20 protein-coding genes are annotated in these 17,844 nt (G+C 59.5%); 16 read left to right on the plus strand and 4 right to left on the minus strand.

Annotated elements, in window-relative coordinates:
- Positions 1 to 29 precede the first annotated feature (29 nt).
- Positions 30 to 770 (minus strand): flagellar basal-body rod protein FlgF, encoded by a 741-nt coding sequence (flgF, locus tag NYP16_RS04485; protein WP_274942912.1) that lies wholly within the window; start codon positions 768 to 770, stop codon positions 30 to 32.
- Positions 771 to 1,096: 326 nt separating this feature from the next.
- Between flgF and NYP16_RS04490 the strand changes: the two genes are divergently transcribed.
- From NYP16_RS04490 to NYP16_RS04530, 9 genes are all read left to right on the plus strand, one after another.
- Positions 1,097 to 1,621, plus strand: a complete 525-nt coding sequence (locus NYP16_RS04490) for a flagellar basal body-associated FliL family protein (RefSeq protein ID WP_274942913.1) — start codon at positions 1,097 to 1,099, stop codon at positions 1,619 to 1,621.
- Positions 1,622 to 1,630: 9 nt separating this feature from the next.
- Positions 1,631 to 2,761: a flagellar motor switch protein FliM gene (gene fliM, locus NYP16_RS04495; RefSeq protein ID WP_274942914.1), complete on the plus strand. Its 1,131-nt coding sequence runs from the start codon at positions 1,631 to 1,633 to the stop codon at positions 2,759 to 2,761.
- The gene (locus NYP16_RS04500; RefSeq protein ID WP_274942915.1) at positions 2,758 to 3,207 is read left to right on the plus strand and encodes a DUF6468 domain-containing protein; all 450 of its coding nucleotides are present in this window, start codon (positions 2,758 to 2,760) and stop codon (positions 3,205 to 3,207) included. Before fliM ends, NYP16_RS04500 begins: the two co-directional genes overlap by 4 nt.
- Positions 3,170 to 3,910 carry a MotE family protein gene (locus NYP16_RS04505; RefSeq protein ID WP_274942916.1) on the plus strand — a complete coding sequence of 247 codons (741 nt, stop codon included), beginning with the start codon at positions 3,170 to 3,172 and terminating at the stop codon, positions 3,908 to 3,910. Before NYP16_RS04500 ends, NYP16_RS04505 begins: the two co-directional genes overlap by 38 nt.
- Positions 3,911 to 4,024: 114 nt before the next feature.
- Positions 4,025 to 4,678 carry a protein phosphatase CheZ gene (locus NYP16_RS04510; RefSeq protein ID WP_274942917.1) on the plus strand — a complete coding sequence of 218 codons (654 nt, stop codon included), beginning with the start codon at positions 4,025 to 4,027 and terminating at the stop codon, positions 4,676 to 4,678.
- 8 nt (positions 4,679 to 4,686) lie between these two features.
- On the plus strand, positions 4,687 to 5,406 hold the full coding sequence (locus tag NYP16_RS04515; RefSeq protein ID WP_274942918.1) for a hypothetical protein: 720 nt from the start codon (positions 4,687 to 4,689) through the stop codon (positions 5,404 to 5,406).
- Complete coding sequence (locus NYP16_RS04520; RefSeq protein ID WP_274942919.1) at positions 5,403 to 6,131, plus strand: OmpA/MotB family protein; 729 nt, start codon at positions 5,403 to 5,405, stop codon at positions 6,129 to 6,131. The genes NYP16_RS04515 and NYP16_RS04520 overlap by 4 nt, the downstream gene beginning before the upstream one ends.
- A 37-nt stretch (positions 6,132 to 6,168) precedes the next feature.
- Positions 6,169 to 9,021 (plus strand): hypothetical protein, encoded by a 2,853-nt coding sequence (locus NYP16_RS04525; RefSeq protein ID WP_274942920.1) that lies wholly within the window; start codon positions 6,169 to 6,171, stop codon positions 9,019 to 9,021.
- A gap of 153 nt (positions 9,022 to 9,174) precedes the next feature.
- The gene (locus NYP16_RS04530) at positions 9,175 to 9,891 is read left to right on the plus strand and encodes a TerC family protein (protein ID WP_274942921.1); all 717 of its coding nucleotides are present in this window, start codon (positions 9,175 to 9,177) and stop codon (positions 9,889 to 9,891) included.
- Positions 9,892 to 9,976: 85 nt separating this feature from the next.
- Here NYP16_RS04530 and fliP read toward each other — a convergent pair whose 3' ends face one another.
- From fliP to NYP16_RS04545, 3 genes are read right to left on the minus strand one after another with little or no spacing between them, the layout of a single operon-like run.
- Positions 9,977 to 10,711 (minus strand): flagellar type III secretion system pore protein FliP, encoded by a 735-nt coding sequence (gene fliP / locus NYP16_RS04535; protein ID WP_274942922.1) that lies wholly within the window; start codon positions 10,709 to 10,711, stop codon positions 9,977 to 9,979.
- Positions 10,708 to 11,001 (minus strand): FliO/MopB family protein, encoded by a 294-nt coding sequence (locus NYP16_RS04540; RefSeq protein ID WP_274942923.1) that lies wholly within the window; start codon positions 10,999 to 11,001, stop codon positions 10,708 to 10,710. Before NYP16_RS04540 ends, fliP begins: the two co-directional genes overlap by 4 nt.
- 23 nt (positions 11,002 to 11,024) lie before the next feature.
- On the minus strand, positions 11,025 to 11,381 hold the full coding sequence (locus tag NYP16_RS04545; RefSeq protein ID WP_274942924.1) for an EscU/YscU/HrcU family type III secretion system export apparatus switch protein: 357 nt from the start codon (positions 11,379 to 11,381) through the stop codon (positions 11,025 to 11,027).
- A 199-nt stretch (positions 11,382 to 11,580) separates the two neighbouring features.
- On the opposite strand from NYP16_RS04545, the gene NYP16_RS04550 reads away from it, so the two are divergent.
- The 7 genes from NYP16_RS04550 to NYP16_RS04580 all read left to right on the plus strand — a co-directional run bounded on the left by NYP16_RS04550 (position 11,581) and on the right by NYP16_RS04580 (position 17,551).
- On the plus strand, positions 11,581 to 11,994 hold the full coding sequence (locus NYP16_RS04550) for a hypothetical protein (RefSeq protein WP_274942925.1): 414 nt from the start codon (positions 11,581 to 11,583) through the stop codon (positions 11,992 to 11,994).
- Between the two features lie 15 nt (positions 11,995 to 12,009).
- Entirely contained in the window at positions 12,010 to 12,417 is a 408-nt protein-coding gene (gene flgC, locus NYP16_RS04555) for a flagellar basal body rod protein FlgC (protein WP_274942926.1), read from the plus strand.
- 22 nt (positions 12,418 to 12,439) lie between these two features.
- Positions 12,440 to 12,772 carry a flagellar hook-basal body complex protein FliE gene (gene fliE / locus NYP16_RS04560; protein ID WP_274942927.1) on the plus strand — a complete coding sequence of 111 codons (333 nt, stop codon included), beginning with the start codon at positions 12,440 to 12,442 and terminating at the stop codon, positions 12,770 to 12,772.
- Between the two features lie 88 nt (positions 12,773 to 12,860).
- Positions 12,861 to 13,127 carry a flagellar biosynthesis protein FliQ gene (gene fliQ, locus NYP16_RS04565; RefSeq protein ID WP_274942928.1) on the plus strand — a complete coding sequence of 89 codons (267 nt, stop codon included), beginning with the start codon at positions 12,861 to 12,863 and terminating at the stop codon, positions 13,125 to 13,127.
- Positions 13,127 to 13,891 (plus strand): flagellar biosynthetic protein FliR, encoded by a 765-nt coding sequence (gene fliR, locus NYP16_RS04570; RefSeq protein WP_274942929.1) that lies wholly within the window; start codon positions 13,127 to 13,129, stop codon positions 13,889 to 13,891. The genes fliQ and fliR overlap by 1 nt, the downstream gene beginning before the upstream one ends.
- Positions 13,892 to 13,900: 9 nt before the next feature.
- Positions 13,901 to 14,965 carry a flagellar biosynthesis protein FlhB gene (gene flhB / locus NYP16_RS04575; protein ID WP_274942930.1) on the plus strand — a complete coding sequence of 355 codons (1,065 nt, stop codon included), beginning with the start codon at positions 13,901 to 13,903 and terminating at the stop codon, positions 14,963 to 14,965.
- 81 nt (positions 14,966 to 15,046) lie between these two features.
- Complete coding sequence (locus NYP16_RS04580; protein WP_274942931.1) at positions 15,047 to 17,551, plus strand: response regulator; 2,505 nt, start codon at positions 15,047 to 15,049, stop codon at positions 17,549 to 17,551.
- The last annotated feature ends 293 nt before the right edge of the window (positions 17,552 to 17,844 follow it).

The raw sequence follows: 17,844 nt of genomic DNA on the forward strand, positions 1-17,844 counted from the left end.
ATCCTTCCTGGGCACTAACGGGCCGCCGGTCAGCCGACCTTGGCGAGGCGATTGATGGATTTCGAATAGAGGTCCTGTTGATCTTCGAGCGACCGCGCCATCATCTGATATTGGCGCGAGACGTTGATCATGTTGGTCATCTCGATGATCGGCTCGACGTTCGAGTCCTCGATCATGCCGCGCATGACGGAATAATTCTGTGAGGGTGTCGGCGTCTGAGGGCTGCTGAACAGGCTGTCACCGGTTTTTTCGAGCTGGCCGAGATTGGCGAAGGAAACGACGCTGATCTGGCCGATGTCGCCGCGCGACTTGGTGGAGACGGTGCCGTCCGGCGCGACGTTGATCTCGTTGTCCTCAGGGAGAAACTGGATGGTGCTGCCGCCCCGGTCGAGCACGGGAAGGCCGCTCGAGGTCACAAGCGTGCCGTTGGGCGACAGGCTGAAATGGCCGTTCCGGGTATAGCGGATGCTGCCGTCAGCTTGGCGAACCTGAAAGAAATTCTGCCCGTTCAGGGACAGATCCAGCGGGTTTTCCGTGGGGCGGAACTTGCCCTCGATGAAATCGCGTATGACCGCCTTGTCCTGCACATAGGACACCTTGCGTGCGGCCGGAATGGCGGTGTCCTTCATGGTCACCATATATTCCTGGAAGATCATGGCCTCTTTCTTGAAAGAGGTCGTGTTCATGTTCGCCATATTGTTGGCGATGATATCAATGTTGCGCCGCATCGCCATCTGATGCGAAAGACCAACATAAAGTGAAACGTCCATCTGAAACTCCTCCGTCCTGCAGTGACCATTCTGGCCCGCGAAACGATCCGAGTACCTATAAGCAGGAAGCGTGCCAGATCTGAAAATGGCGGAAATGCGCGATTCTTCCATGAGGGTTTCGCCGGGCAAGGCAGAGTTTGCCGGGTCGCGGCGGGTCGGGCGGCAGAAAGGGACAGGCGGGGAGGAGGTGAGGAACCCTGAAAGTTTTTCCCAGTTTCAACCAGTTGTTAAGGATCTTTCTTTACTTTTTGTCTATGAAGAGATGGGGTGCTTTAGATCCATATCTTAATGAAAAAGGGCTTTCCCCTGCGGGAGGGTAACGGCGAATGAGCGAAGAGTTCGGTGATCTGGCTGCTGATCTTAATGAACAGGATCTCGCCAATGGCCTGCAAAAGAAAAAGTTCAGCGGCAAGCGTATCGTGCTTTTCGCGGGCCTTCTGGTACTGCTGGTGGGCGGTGGGTTTGCGGCCTGGTCGCTGATCGGCGGCAAGGACGAGACCCAGACGTCCGAGCAGCAGGCCCTGGCCAAGGCCCGGGAGCCGAAACAGACCCTGTTCTATGACGTGCCCGAAATGCTGGTCAATCTTAACAGCGGCGGCGCCAAGGCGAGCTATCTCAAGATCAAGGTCGCCCTTGAGGTCGACCGTCAGAGCGCCATTACCGAGCTTGATGCAAAACTTCCGCGCGTGATCGACAATTTCCAGATATACCTGCGGGAACTACGGGTGGATGATTTGAACGGCTCGGCCGGGATGTTCCGCCTGAAGGAAGAACTTTTGTCCCGGGTCAATACCGCGCTTTATCCGACCCAGGTCAAAGATGTGCTGTTCAAGGAAATGTTGGTTCAATAGGGTGTGGTGATGGCTGATCCAGTGGATCCGAATACCCAGTCCGAAGAAGATCGCCTGGCTGCCGAATGGGCCGCCATGGCATCCGATGAGGGCATCGACGACGACAAGGTCGCCGCCGAATGGGAAGCCATGACCGCCGCCGAGGAGGACAATAGTTACCTCGCGAGTCAGGCCGATCGTGTGCTCGATCAGGACGAAATCGACAGCCTGCTCGGGTTCGATGGCGACGAGGACGACGGCAGTTCGAAATCCGGCGTGCAGGCGCTCATCAACAGCGGTCTCGTGGCCTATGAACGGCTGCCGATGCTCGACATCATTTTTGACCGCTTTGTGCGGATGATGTCCACGTCGCTCCGGAATTTCACCTCGGACAATATCGAAGTGTCGATCGACAACACCTCGTCGATCCGCTTTGGCGATTACCTCAATTCGATCCCGCTGCCCGCCATGCTTGCGGTGTTCCGGGCCGAGGAATGGGATAATTACGGTCTGATCACCATTGACTCGAATCTGATTTATTCGATCGTCGATGCGCTTTTGGGCGGGCGGCGGGGCACTGCCGCCATGCGTATCGAAGGGCGGCCCTATACGACCATCGAACAGACGCTGATCGAACGTATGATCGCCGTGGTCCTCAAGGATCTGTGCGCGGCGTTCGAACCTTTGAGCCCGGTCACGTTCACTCTTGACCGGTTGGAGACCAACCCGCGGTTTGCCTCGATCGCGCAGGCGTCGAACGCGGCGATCCTGGTCAAGATGCGCGCCGACATGGAAGATCGTGGCGGCAAATTTGAAATGGTGTTGCCTTACGCCACCATCGAACCCGTGCGCGAATTGCTGTTGCAGCGCTTCATGGGCGAAAAATTCGGCCGCGACACCATCTGGGAAAACCATCTGGCTAACGAGCTCTGGTACACGGATGTGCCGGTTGAAGCCGTGCTGGATGAACAGGTGCTGACGCTTGGCGAGATCATGGGGCTTGAGGTCGGGCAGACATTGATGCTCAATACCTCGCCGGACGGCGATATCGATATTCGTTGCAGCGGTGTCAGCATGATGACCGGCAAGATGGGGCGGCTTGGTCAGAATGTCGCGGTCAGGATTGAGTCCCTTAAAATGAGAGGCGGACGGAAAACATGATGTCCTTTGATCTCATCGCCAATATCGTGGTGGCCCTTCTGTTGGTGGCGACCATCGGTTTTGCCATTGTCCTCAATCGCCGTCTGCAGTCCATGAAGGACGAGCAGGAGGTGATGGCGCGGTTGATCTCCGGGCTTAATCTCGCGACCGCGAAAGCGCAGGAAAGCATTTATGAACTGCGCGCCGTGGCCCAGAGTACCGAAGATACGCTTAAGCATAATATCTCGGACGCCCGCGCGCTGGCCGATGAATTGCAGATGATCACCCAGGCGGGCAGCAATCTCGCGGCCAAGATCGAAGCCGGATTGACCGCGCGCAAACAGGCGGACATGAGCGTGCCGCGCGCGCCGCAAGCCCGCGCCGCCAAAGCGCGGACCAGTTGGACCAAGGAAGAGGAAGAGGACACAGATGGCGACCTTGGAAGCGCTCTTCGCGCAGTCCGTTAGCCGTGAGGCGCTGGCCCAGAAGGCGGAAGCGCGCAAGCGCCGCTTCTGGCATCGCCTGCGCCTGCTGCCGGTGGTTATTTTGTCGGCCGGGCTGCTGCTTGGCGTCAAGGTGACGAATATTGCCCTGGCCGCTGACGGTGCGTTGGATGCCGCCAACAAAAAGGATGGGGCAACAACGGCTGCTCCCGCCAAGCCTTCGGCCCCAGCGCCGGCCGCGGGGGCGCAGAAAGCTGCACCGGCCGCAGCGGCTGCGCCTGCGGCGGATTCCGGCGCCAACAGCGATTTCATGAGCCGTTCGGAAATCAATTTGCTGCAGGACCTGTCGAGCCGCCGTCAGCAGCTTGAGGGGCGGTCCATCGAATTGGACACGCGCGAGCGCCTGTTGATGGCCACCGAACAACGCATCGACAAGAAAATCGAGCGGCTGAAGAAAATCGAGGCCGAAATCAAGGATCTGTTGCGTCTCCATGATGACCAGCAGGAAGCGCAGATTCAAAGCCTGGTGCGCGTCTATGAGGCTATGAAGCCCAAGGAAGCGGCGCTGATTTTCGAAAAGCTTGAGATGGATATTCTGGTCAGCGTGATCGAAAAGATGAAAGACAAAAAGATCGCTCCGATCATGGCGGCCATGAAGCCTGATGTGGCCAAGGCGCTGACGGTCCAACTGGCAACCCGCAAAAAACTGCCGCAGATCGAGGGATGATCGGCGGGGGGTGTTTAACCCAGCTTTAACCGACGACTCTCTAAGGTCTCCGCTGCTGGTCGCAGATTCTGCGGCCAGCATGATTGGTCCAGACGGCAGGAACGGAGACAGTTGATGACGGCGCAACCTCGCCATATCTCACTAGAAGCTCGGGTCGAGGCGTTGGTTGAACAGACCGGCGGTCAGGTCGACGTGAGCGATATCGCCGGAGTCGTCTCGGGTCTCATGCAGTCGCTCAGAAGCGACGCGCCGATTTTCGGACATGACCTTGGGCAGGATGTCCGGGATCTTATTTCCTATGTGGAGCTGGCCAAGGCGGAAATCGCCTCCTTGAAGCCGCAGACCATGTGCCGCCGCGATATCCCGGAGGCCTCCGAGGAACTCGATGCCATCGTGTCCGCGAGTGAGGACGCCGCCAGCCGGATGATGGATGTGGCCGATGAAATTCAGGCGCTGGCGGAAGATGGCAATGATCATCTGGTCGACCGTGTGGCCGATATCGCCACCCGCATTTATGAAGCGTCGAGTTTTCAGGATATCACCGGCCAGCGCGTGACCAAGGTCGTGCGCGTGCTTAATCATCTGGAAATCAAGCTGGCGGCCCTGGCCGATGCCATCGGTGACACCTTTGTAGAAGAACGCACCCAGCTCGAATTCGCGGAAGACGGCGAGATCGTCAATGAAACGGCGCTGCTCCACGGTCCGCAATTGCCGGAAGTCGCCAACAATCAGGATGATATCGACGCGCTTCTTGCGAGCTTCGATTAAGCAGCGCCATGTCACAGAGCCGCGAGCCGGACAGAACCCCCTTTGATGCCCTTGCGCCCCATGGCAAAGGTGCGGAAGAGTCGGTCAAACTGCTGGTGCCGCTGTTTCTGATTCTCATCACGTTTTTCATGGTGATGAACGCCATATCAAACCAGAGAACCGGCAAGGCCGGGCGCGTGGTCGATAGCGTCAATACGGCCTTTCGCGGCGGGGACAAGCCCTATATGCCGAGAATCGAGACGCTCGACCTGCTGGCCCAGGCGGAGCGCGATGTTCATCACGACCTGTTCTATGAACAGGGGAAAGCCACGCTGCAGGCGCTGATCGATTTCCCCGGCGCATATGCGGCGTCGGGCGGCACGGTGATGCAGGTGGAACTGCGCGACAGTGTGTTGTTTTCCAGCGGCGATGTCACAGTGCGCCCGGATCAGACCAAATTCATGAATGCGCTGGCCGATCTGTTGAAAAAGGAATCGTCGGGCGAGGAACGCACGGTTGAAGTTCTGTTCGCGGTCCCACCGGCGGCGTTCCGGGCGGATCGCAACGTGGCCAGAGCAGCCATGGCCCGGGCTGCTGCCATGGCGCGGGAGCTTGAGGATCGCGGCGTGCCGGGGCGGTCCATCACCATGGGGCTTGTTCCGGACAAGCGGCAGCTTATGTGGCTGACCTTTGCCTCGCGCAAGCATGCGGAGATGGAACGCGACCGCAAGGGAGCGCCTGAGGAATGAATCTGGATCAGCACCCCCTGGACGATCTTGCGCCGCCGAAAAGTCAGGCCTGGCTTTTGACCTTTGCCGATCTGCTGTCGCTGATCCTGTGTTTTTTCATTCTGCAGTTTTCCATGAATGCGGTCGAGGATCGCGCCTGGCGGGTGGTGGTCGATTCCCTGAGCGATCGGCTCAACCCGGCGGCGGCGAAACTGCGGCTCCATCCCAACGACAGCCATGACGATAGCCAGATTGAACAGACGGAAGCCGGGAGCATCGAATATCTCGCAACGCTGTTTGCCGAGAAAATGTCCCGTGATCCGCTGTTGTCCGGCGGGCGGGTGCGTTTGCTTGAGGACCGGGTGGCGATCTCGATCCCGGCCGATCTGCTGTTTCGGGCGCAGAGCGCCACGGTAGGCGATCCGGCGGTTTATGCGGCGCTCGGGGAAATAGCCTCGGCCCTCGACCGGCTGGATAATGAGGTTTCGGTGGTCGGATATACCGATCCTTCATCTGTTGATGCGAAGCTTTATGCGTCGGAATGGGAGTTGTCACTCGATCGGGCCTTGACGATCGCGCGTATTCTCCGGCACAGCGGATATCGACAGCCGGTGGCCTCCTATGCTTATGGCGAACGGCGGTTCGGCGATTTGCTGGATGATTTGCCGCCGGCCATCCAGTCGCGGCTGTCGCGGCGGGTCGATATCGTTATTCGCCGCGATGAAGTGGCCCAGAGGCTTGAGTAAAAATCGCATGATCAAGAGACCGGCAGCAGGGTGGGTAATGAGGACAGGGGCTTTCGGGTCTCTGGCCCTTTTGCTTTGTGTGGGTCTTCTGCCGCTTGCCGGGTTTGCGGCCGACCGGGTCAGCATCCGCAGCGGCGAGCATCAGGATTTCAGCCGTATCGTCTTTGAGTGGCCCGCCACGGTCGGTTATCAGGTGACGAGCGAAAACGGCCGCGGGCAGATCCGGTTCGAGCGGGCGGGGACATTCGACCTCGCAGCTTTGAAATCCAAGAATTTGAGCCGGTTGCGCAATCTGGTCGTGAGCGAGGACGGGCAAAGCCTGAGTTTCGAGCTCCCGCCCGGAGTGGTGCCGCGTCATTACCGCTCGGGCGGGCGGATTGTGCTTGATGCACGGGGTGAGGCCAAACCTGTTGAAGCCAAACCGGCTGCAGTGAAGCCGGTCGCGGTGAAGGCTGAGGACAAACCGGCGGGGGAAAAACCGGCGAGTGACAAACCGGCTGGGGACAAACCGGCTGGGGCCTCTAAGGGCCCGGCGATCACCATGCAATATGAGCCGATTTTTAATGGCCTGCGGCTCACCTATGAACTGCGCGATCCGCAACCGGCGGCGGTATTTCTGCGCGCCGGGCAGTTGTGGGTGATTTTTGAAGGCTATCGGCCGGTGGATCAGGCGTCGCTGAAAGGCAGTCTGGGCGATCGCATTAAACTGGCGGAACAGCTCCCGCATCCGCTGGCGACGGTTTTGCGCTATCGCGTCGGCGCCGGTCAGTTCGTGGCCGCCCATCGCCGGGACGCGAACTGGATTGTCGAACTGAAGGACAATCGCGTCACGCCGCAGATCCCGATCGATGTCGGACAGCAGCAGGCCGGAAAAGGTTTGCGCGTGTTCATGCCTATTGAGGATGTGGGCCCGCGGCTTGACCTGAATGATCCGACGGTGGGCGATCAGCTGGTGGTGATGCCGGTGCTTGGCCCCGGTCGCGGCATTGCCGAGGAACGGACCTTTGCCCAGTTCCACATCTTGCCAAGCGCGCAGGGCATTGTGATTGAGCAGCAGGCGGATGACCTTGAGATCGTCCGTTATCGGAATGGGGTTGCTGTCGGTGCGACCGGCGGGCTTGCCTTGTCGGCCGGGGTGGTGCCCGCGATCATGCCGCAGGGCGTGGTCGAGGCCGAGGAGGAGCGGCCGCAGCGGCTGGTTGATTTTGCCGCCTGGCGGCGCGGAGGCCCGGCTGATTACGATAACGTGCGGCTTGGCCTGTTGCAGCGCCTCGCAAACGCGAAAGGCGCCAACAAGAACAGTGTGCGTTGGGACCTCGCGCGGTTTTATCTCGGGTTTTCGCAGCCGGAACGGGCCATCGGCGCGCTTGATGTCATGGCTTCAAGCGACAAGGGGTTGCTTGATAATCCGGAATTTCGTGCCGTGCGCGGCATCGCCAATCTGATGCTGCGGCGTTTTGAAGCCGGGCGCAATGATCTGTCGCACAAGGGGCTCGACAGCGAAATCGATGCCTATCTGTGGCGGGCCGTGGCCGCCGATGGCATGGGCGATTGGCAGGGGGCGCTCGAAAATTACAAACGCGGTGCCGATGGTCTGATCGAATATGAGGAGGCGGACCGGGCTCGTCTGAAGCTCGCCGCTGTCCATGCTGCCGATGCGCTGGGAGACGGCGTGTTCATGGCCGGGGAAGTGAAGACGCTGACGGGCTATTTGCTGCCGCCGCATCTGACTGCCGAGGTGGAATATTATCGCGGCAAGGCGCTTGAACGGGCGGGCGACGGGGCGAGTGCCAAGGATGTCTACAAAAAGGTCATGGCATCAGGCGAGCGGGAGAGCGCGGCGCGGGCGTCGTTTGCCCTGGCCGAGCTTGAGCTGCGTAACAAGACATTGGCGCCGAAGGATGTGATCGACCGGCTGGAACGGTTGCGCTTCGCCTGGCGCGGCGATCAGCTCGAACTCGATCTTCTGGACCGCCTTGGGCAGCTTTATGTGGAGATGGGGGACTATCGCACCGGGCTGCGCACGCTGCGGCAGGCGGCGACCCATTTCGACAACAGCCCGCGCACCCGCGCCATCACCGAACGGATGTCCGACGCCTTCCGCAGATTGTTCCTTGACGGTCTTGTGGACAGCATGACGCCGGTCGATGCCCTGTCGCTTTATTATGATTTCCGGGAATTGACCCCGCTTGGGGCTGACGGTGACAATATGATCCGGCGGCTGGCTGACCGCCTGGTGGCGGTCGATCTGTTGGATCGCGCGGCCGAGTTGCTGGAACATCAGGTGCGCTACCGGCTTGAGGGGGTGGCGCAGGCGACGGTGGCCGGACGGCTGGCCATGATTTATCTTCTGGATCATAAGCCGGAGAAGGCCCTTGGGGTCATTCGCGCCACCCGTCAGGCGGCCATGCCGGCGGATGTGGACTTGCAGCGCCGCCATCTGGAGGCCCGGGCGCTCATCGATACCAAGCGCTTTGAGGAAGCCGAGGTACTGCTTGAACGCGACAGCAGCAAGGACGCGGAATTGTTGCGGGCCGATCTATACTGGGGCGGGTCGCGCTGGGCCGAGGTGGTGCGCAACGGCGAGCGCATCCTGGGCGAGCGCTGGGTCGACAAGCGGCCGCTCAGCAATGACGAACGGCGGCAGGTGCTGCGCATCGCGGTTGCCTTGTCTTTGGACGAAAATGTTGAGGGGTTGCGCGAGCTTCGCAGCCGCTACAACACGCCGATGGCGGACGGGGCCTATGCCGGGGCATTTGATGTGATTACCGCCAAGCAAGATCCATCCACCAAGGAAATCAAGGCCTTGACGGAAAGCATCGCGAGCGTCAACACGCTTGAAAGCTTCATGGCAGCCTATCGCAAGGAATTCGACCGCAAGGGCGCGTAATGACCGGCGGCTGACCCTGGTTGGTATTCATCACGAAAATGTGAAAAGATTTTTCTCTCCCCCTTGACGGATGGGGGGAGGTGCCACATCTCAAGTGCCTATTGGCTCCGCAGACAGTGTGGGGGCAACCTCTTTTAGCTGTCGCGAGGGCTGATGATAGACTATCTGACGAACCCACAGATTATCACGGGGTTTCTGACCCTCGCGGTCCTCGAAATCGTCCTTGGCATCGACAATCTGATTTTTTTGTCGATCGTCTCCCAGAAATTGCCGCCGGAGCACCGCAAGAACGCCCGCCGCATTGGCCTGGCGCTGGCGCTCATTATGCGCGTTGGATTGCTGTTCGCGTTGACCTGGATCATCGGCATGACCACGCCGATTATGATGTTCGGGGAGTTCGGTCTGTCCTGGCGCGATGTGGTGCTTGGGGTGGGCGGGGCCTTCCTGATCTATAAAGGCACCATGGAAATTCACACCATGACCGAGGGCGAGGAAGAGCATGTGAGCATCAAACATGCGGGCATGGTATCGGTGATCCTGCAGATCATGGTGCTCGATCTGGTGTTCTCCCTCGACAGCATCGTGACGGCCGTCGGCATGGTCAATGAACTGCCGATCATGATCGCCGCCGTGGTGGTGGCCATCATGGTCATGCTGGTGGCGGCCGAGCCGGTGTCCGCCTTTATCAATGACCATCCGTCGGTCAAGATGCTGGCCTTGAGCTTCCTGCTGCTGGTCGGTGTGGCGCTGGTGGCCGATGCCGCGCATTTCCACATTCCGCGTGGGTATCTTTATGTGGCCATCGCCTTCTCGATGTTTGTGGAGGCGATGAACCTGATCGTGTCGAAGAAGAAGAAAAAGAGCGGCTGAGGGTAGGCGGGCTTTCAAAAGACGAGTCCGGTGGAGCGAAGGTCTGGATCCTTCGCTTCGCTCTGGATGACGGAGTTTGTGTGGGTTAGACGCGGAAGCTTTTGACCAGGCTGCCGGCTACCAGGGCCCAGCCGTCCACCAGGACGAAGAAAATCAGCTTGAACGGTAGCGAGATCATCACCGGGGGCAGCATCATCATGCCCATGGCCATGAGGATCGAGGCGACCACGAGGTCGATGATCAGGAACGGCACGAACAGCAGGAAGCCGATTTCAAAGGCGCGGCGGAGTTCGCTGATCATGAAGGCCGGGATCAAGACGGTCATGGGCGTTTCGGTGATTTTCTGCGGCGGCTTGGTGTTCGACAGTTCGAAAAACAGCTTGAGGTCTTTTTCCCGCACCTGTTTGCTCATGAAGGCGTGAAATGGGACCGAGACATTGTCGATGGCTTTGGATTCGTCGATCTGTTCGGCCATGAGCGGGGCGATGCCGGTTTTCCAGGCCACCTCCAGCGTTGGTTGCATGATGAAGCCGGTGAGGAACAGGGCCAGGCTGATCAACACCACGTTCGGCGGCGTCTGCTGGGTGCCGATGGCGCTTCTGAGCAGGGACAGCACGATAATGATGCGGGTGAAGGAGGTCATGACGATCAGGATCGACGGCGCGAGGCTTAGAACCGTGATCATCATCAGCAATTGAACGACGCGGCCGCTGAAGCTGCCGCCTTCGCCCATGTTGACCACCACCTCCTGCGCGAGTGCGGGCAGGGGGAGTAGGAACAAAGCGGCCGCGATCAGGGACAGGATACGGGTGCGGCTCATGGCTTGGTCTCCGGCGCGGGTTTGGATGCGGGCGTGATGGCGCGCTCGATAACGGTTTCGCCGTCGCCGACCAGCACCAGATGTTCCACATCGTCGCGGCGGATGAGGACAAAACGGCGGCGCGCGTCGAGGGCCATGATTTCGAGAATTTCCAGGCGTTTTTTGGCCCCTTTGCGCGGCGTCACCTGCGGTAGGAAGCCGAACCGGCGGGCCGCCCAGGCGCAGGCGCCGAGGAGCGCCAGAACGAACACAAGCGCTGCAACAAAGCGGAAGTAATTGACACTGTCCATCTGGGGGCTTGGCTTTCTGCGGCTCAGCTAATATCTGGGGAAATATTGGGGGAAACATCGGATGCGAGCGCCGCGTCGACGGTGGTGCGGTCGAGGTGATAGAGATAGCTTAGGATCTCGCTCACCGCCGATAGGGCTTCGAGCGGGACCGGGCTTTCGATGTCCATGCTGGCGAGGATGCTGGCGAGATCGGCGTCCTTTCTCACCTTTACGTCATTGGCGAAGGCGAGCGACAGGATCTGTTCCGCGTTCTTGCCATGGCCGATGGCGGTGATCTTTGGGACGAGGCCGGTGCTGTGACGGGACCAACCGTCGGCCTTGAGCGCAACCGCTATGGGTCGCGCATCTTTCATGTCGTCTTTCGGGTCTTTTGACGCCACAGCCCCGCTCCGCCCCTAATCTCGCTTCAATTGTCACTGTCTATGGTTAAAAACTCTTTAAGGAAAGCGCGCTTTTTAGGGGCGCGAACGGCCTTTACCTTTTGTTAACGGGATCGGCGGACAATCAACCCGTAAAATTTTATCCAAATTGGGGTTTGTATTCGGGAAACGCCGAGGCAAACCGCCCGGATCGGATCAGGTGCGGCAGATGGACTTTCAGGGGCTCAAGCTGTTTTCAGCGTTGCAGGGCAAAATGTCCTGGCTCGAACGCCGTCAGAAAATGCTGTCCGAGAATGTGGCCAATGCCAACACGTCGGACTATACCCCGAAGGATCTGAAGGACCTTCATTTCTCGGATGTGCTGGTGCGCACGTCCACAAGCGCGGCCAAGGTGGCGAGAACCCATCCGAACCATCAGAGCCCGCCAAGTGAAGTTCGTGGTGGCGAGGTTTATCACGTGAAGTCGCTTGAAACTCAACGGAACGGTAATGGCGTCGGGCTTGAGGAGGAAATGACCAAGCTTGCCGATACCCGCATGACCCATGAACTGGTCACCAATCTTTATCGCAAGCACGCCGGCATGTTGCGGGTGGCGCTCGGTCGCGGCAATTAACGGAAAAGACGGCTTATGGATCTCTCGAAGGCAATGATGATCTCGGCGTCCGGCATGAAGGCGCAAAGCGTGCGCATGCGGGTCATTTCCGAAAATCTCGCGAACTCGGATTCGCTGCCGAATACGGCCGGCACCGATCCCTATCGCCGTAAAGTAGTGTCCTTCGCCGATGTGCTCAATCGCAAGGACGGCATCCACGAGGTCAAGGTGACCAATGTCGGGGTCGATAAAAGCGACTTCGGCAAGCGCTATCAGCCGGGCCATCCGGCGGCGGACGGCGACGGCTATGTGCAGACGCCGAACGTCAACAGCCTGATGGAAGTCATGGACATGAAACAGGCGCAGCGCTCCTATGAAGCGAATATCAATGCGGTCGAGACGTCGCGGGCGATGATCTCCCGCACCATCGAACTGTTGCGCTGATTATTTAAAGGGACTTTGAGTCATGAGTGTATTGCGGGCCATGGATGCTTCGAACGCCTATTCCCAGGCTCTGGGCAAGGGCGCTTCGGCGGTAAGCGGCGGCAACGGCATGTCGGCCCGGGAGGCGCTGTCCGGCGGCAACGGATTCGGCGACATGCTGAAATCGGTTGTGACCGATGTGTCGCAGGTGACCAAAGTCAGTGAAAAGGCCGCTGTGGCCGGGCTCAACCGGCAGATGGATCTGACCGATGTGGTGAGCGCGGTGTCCAACGCGGAAATGGTGCTCGACACCGTGGTCGCGGTGCGCGACAAGGTTATTCAAGCCTATCAGGAAATTGTCCGTATGCCGATCTGACAGGGGGGCGCGGGTCCTTGGGGGCTTGCGCTTTTTTTACGGCGGCGGTCGTTAACCATAACGGGATGAAGCAAGGGGCCTCGGGCAGATGACGGGAGCGGACGTGTTGGACGTTGCACGGGATGGGATTCTCGTGTTTTTGCTTGTGGCGCTGCCGAGCATGCTGGTGGCCCTGACTGTCGGCGTGGCTATTTCGCTTATTCAGGCGCTGACGCAGATTCAGGAACAGACGCTGACCTTCGTGCCGAAGATCATCGCCATTTTTCTGTCGTTCATACTGATGCTGCCGTTCATGGGCGAGACGCTTGGACATTTCATGGAACGCATCGCCGATCGTATCGCCACGGGGTCCTGATGCCGAATCTGGCGCAATTCACCAGTGCCGAGCTGTTCGCGTTTCTGCTGGTGTTCGCGCGCATCGGCTCCATGGTCATGATCATGCCGGCGTTCGGTGAAACCAGCATCCCGGCGCAGATACGGCTGGCGTTGGCGCTGACCTTGTCCCTGGTGATCCTGCCGCTGGTGCGGACAAAACTGCCGGCGATGCCGCAGCAAGTTTTCATGCTGTTCCTGCTGCTGTTCGGGGAAATCGTCATCGGGCTTGCGGTGGCCGGGGCCATCAGGCTGATGATCAGCGCGCTCCATGTGGCCGGGGTGGTCATGTCGACTTTCACCGGACTTGGCGCGGCCATGGCCTTCGATCCGTCGCAAGGGTCGCAGGGGGCCATTCTCGGGACCTTCCTGACGCTGCTTGGGGTGTTGTTGATTTTTGTCACCGACATGCATCATATGCTGATCGCCGTGCTGCGTGACAGCTATGATCTCATGCCCTCGGGCGCGATGCCGCCGTCCGCGGATCTTGCCAAGCTTGCCATCACGACGGTGTCGGAAGCCTTCAAGCTTGGGATCGAGATGTCGATCCCGTTCATTCTGTTCGGGCTGGTGTTCAATATCTCGCTTGGTCTGGTGGCGCGGCTGATGCCGCAATTGCAGATTTTCTTCATCGCCATGCCACTTAACCTGATGCTTGGGTTTTCGATCCTGTTTATGAGCATTTCCGGCTCCATGCTGTGGTTTCTGCAGCATTTCGAGGGCAGGCTTGCCCTGCTGCTCAAATAGGGGCGCGGGATGGCGGACGATCAAGACGATTCACAAAAAACAGAAGAGCCGTCAGACAAAAAACTCGACGAGGCGATGAAGCGCGGCAATGTCGTCTCCAGCCGCGAGGTGACTCATTGGTTCATGCTGATGGCGATGGCGCTCGCCATCAATATCAGTTCGGGGGATATCGCGCTCAGGCTGCGCGGTGCCTTTGTCAGCTTTTTCGATACGGCGGATCAGCTGTCGGTCGATCCCGGCAATCTCATGGGGCTGTATAAATGGATCCTTCTGTTGCTGGCGTCGACGATGTTGCTGCCGTTCGGGATTTTGATGGCGGGCTCGATCGTCGGGTCGCTTATTCAGCATCGGCCGGTGATCAGCGCTGAAAAGCTTAAGATGAGCCTGTCGAAGATCTCGCCCATTGCCGGGTTCAAGCGCATCTTCGGCATGCAGAATGTGGTTGAGATTCTGAAGACCATCGCCAAGCTGATCATCATCGGGTCGGTGGTCACCGCGCTCGTGATGCCGGAGGCGAGCCGGCTCGATCAGTCCATGACTCAGTCGCTTGAGGATATCTTGCCCTATGTCAAAAAGCTGACGATCAAGCTTTTGACGGCGGTTATTTCGATCATGTTCGTGCTGGCCATCGCCGATTATTTCTATCAGTACATGTCGCATCGGAAAAAGCTGCGCATGTCCAAGCAGGAAATGAAGGACGAGTACAAGCAGAGCGATGGCGATCCCCATGTGAAAGGCCGGCTGCGGCAGATCCGCATGGAGCGGTCGCGCAAGCGTATGATGCAGGCGGTGCCCGGCGCGAGCGTGGTGATCACCAACCCGACCCATTATGCCGTGGCGCTCAAATACGAGCATGGCGGGGGCGGCGCGCCGATGGTGGTGGCGAAGGGGGCGGATCTGATCGCCTTGAAGATCCGCGAAATCGCCAAGGAGCATAAAGTGCCGATCGTCGAGAACGCGCCCTTGGCCCGCGCCCTGTTTGCGTCAGTAGAGGTCGATCAGGAAATTCCGCAGGATCATTACCGCGCGGTGGCCGAGGTCATCGGTTTTGTTATGAAGCTTCGGCAAAAATAGCCGCCGCAGGTACGCGCCAGGTGACGGCATGGGCGCTATAGGCTAGGTTACAGATAAGATTGAGGGAGGATATGTGCTGTCATGCGTGACGAAGCGACCGCGGTTCCGAACATGAAAGCACCGTCCCGGCGGGGCCTGGCCGGGGAAGGCACCGCCTTGCGGCGGGGATTGTTCGTCGGCGTGGGGCTTATGATCGCGGTGACTTCGGCTGGCGGCGCCTGGTATCTGACCCTGGCCGCGTCGGAATGGCTTGCGGGCGGCGTTCTCGCCGGGATCGCGCTGGCTTGCGCCTTGTTCGCCATTGTCACTCTGCTGCGTGAAAGTGTCGGAAGCGTCAATTCCGGCGATGCCACGCTGTTGTTTACTGCACTTGATATGACGATGAATGGCCGGGTCATCACCGACGCGGCAGGTGTTGTGACCTATGCCAATCCGGCCTATCGCGACATGACCGGCATCAAGCGCGGTGTCGCACCCTCGCCGATTGAACTTGTGGAGGGCAATGCTTCGGGGATGGCGGCCATCGCGCGGCTGCTTGAACTGGCGAAAACGGGTGGGCAGGGACAGGAGGCGGTGCGGCTCACGCTCGCCCATTGCGGCACCCGTTGGCTGCGCTTTTCAGCCAGCGACACCGGGGGGGTGGGCGGCACCATTGTCTGGCAGGTGGTCGATGTCACCAATGCGGCGGCGGTGCGCGACGGTGCCCGGGAAGCGCGCGAGGTGGCCGGGCATATTCTTGATGCGGTTGGCAGCGGGGCGCTGTCGTTTGACGATCAGTTGCGGGTGCGGGCGATCAATGTGACGCTTTCGCGCTGGCTTGGGGTGGCGTCGCCCGCCAGTCTGGCTGGAGAACCCCTGAGCAGCCTTCTGGATGAGCCGGTGACGGGCATCGACGGGCTTGCCGTCCTGGCCGGGCGGACACTGGCCTTCAAAGGGCGACATGGCGCGCTTGTGAACCTTGAGGTGGCCTATGCCGATACGGTGTGCCTGACCGAGTTGCCGAGCCGGGCGGGGGTGCTGGTGCTGCGCAATCCCGCCGAGCAGAGCGAGCGGCTTGGGGTCGGGGACGAGGCGGGCGAGGCGGCACGGTTCCGCCGCTATTTCGCCGATGCGCCGCTTGGGATCGCCACCGTCGATCTGACCGGACAGGTCTATGCTTCGAACAATCTGTTTCAGAATATCTTTTCCGCCGGGGGCGGGGCTGGCGGGCAGCTGCTGAGTGAAATTATCGTTGCGGTCGATCTGCCGGACGTGCTGGCCCGCATTCGCGAGGCCATTGAAAAGGGTGGCGTGCCGGCACCGGTCGAAGTGCGCTTCATGGGCTCGGGCGAGAAACAGGCGCAGCTTTATGTCCATCGGCTGGAAAGCGGGGCCGGCCTTGATGAACGGGCGGTGCTGTATGTCATCGACACCACCGATCAGAAAAACCTTGAGATGCAGTTTGCCCAGTCGCAGAAAATGCAGGCGGTGGGCCAGCTTGCGGGCGGGATCGCCCATGATTTCAATAATCTCCTGACGGCCATCACGGGGTTTTGCGATCTGTTGCTGGTGCGGCACGGGCCGGGCGACCAGTCGTTCGCCGATATCATGCAGGTCAAGCAGAACGCGAACCGGGCGGCCAATCTGGTGCGTCAGCTGCTGGCCTTTTCGCGCCAGCAGACCTTGCGGCCCAAGGTGCTGATCATCACCGATGTGCTGGCGGAAATCTCGAACCTGCTGCGGAGGCTGATCGGCGAGACCATCGAGCTCAAGATGATCCATGGCCGCAATCTCGGGCCGGTCAAGGTTGATCAAGGCCAGCTTGAGCAGGTGATCATCAATCTGGCCGTCAATGCCCGCGACGCCATGCCTACGGGCGGCACGCTGGCCATTCGCACAAGCGACATCTCGTCCGAGGATTCGCGGACGCTTGGGCATCCCATGATGCCCATGGGCGCTTATGTGATGATCGAGGTGTCGGATACCGGCACCGGTATTGCCAAGGAAAATCTCGGCAAGATTTTTGAACCGTTTTTTTCGACCAAGGAGGTCGGCAAGGGCACCGGGCTTGGTCTGTCGACCGTATATGGCATCGTCAAACAGACCGGCGGGTTCATTTTCCCGGACAGCAGCCCCGGTCAGGGGGCGATTTTCCGGATCTATCTGCCGAAATATGCGGGCGAGGTCGAGCAGCGCGAGGTCGTGACCCTGGTCGAGCGGCCGAAGGATCTCACCGGCAAGGGCAATATCCTGCTGGTCGAGGACGAGGACGCCGTGCGGCTGTTCGCCAGCCGGGCACTCAAGAACAAGGGTTATAACGTGCTTGAGGCGGATTCGGGGGAGCAGGCGCTCGCTCTCGTGGAAAAGCACGGTGACAGCATCAATCTGCTGATCTCGGACGTGGTCATGCCGAATATGGACGGGCCGACGCTGGTGCAAAATATCCGGGAGCGGCGCTATGGCATGAAGATCATCTTCATCTCGGGCTATGCCGAGGATGCCTTCCGCAAGAATCTGGGGAAAGGCGCGGAGTTTAGCTTTTTGCCAAAGCCGTTCAGTCTCAAGCAGCTGGCGGAAAAGGTTAAGGATGTGCTTGAGGATGTTTGAGGGAAGGTGATCCAGGGCGACCGGCGCAGTTTTGCCCGGGGAGCCTTGCGGTTATTTCCGCTTTGGCGGGGCCGGATGGGGCGGCTGTGGGGGGATGCGGCCGGGGTGCCTTGGAATGGCATTTTAATCCATTGATATATAATGAAAATATTCGTGTCGCAGGGTTGTTGCGCCGATGCCCGGGACTTGCTATTGTGGCAGCTCATTGACGACTATATTTCGTAGTCGTGCGGGATGCGGCACCTCTAGATCTTGATGGTTTGCGGGATTGTTTCTGACCGTTCGGCTGCTCC

Source organism: Govania unica (genome assembly GCF_027920805.1).
GTDB classification, from domain to species: Bacteria; Pseudomonadota; Alphaproteobacteria; order Sphingomonadales; family Govanellaceae; genus Govanella; species Govanella unica.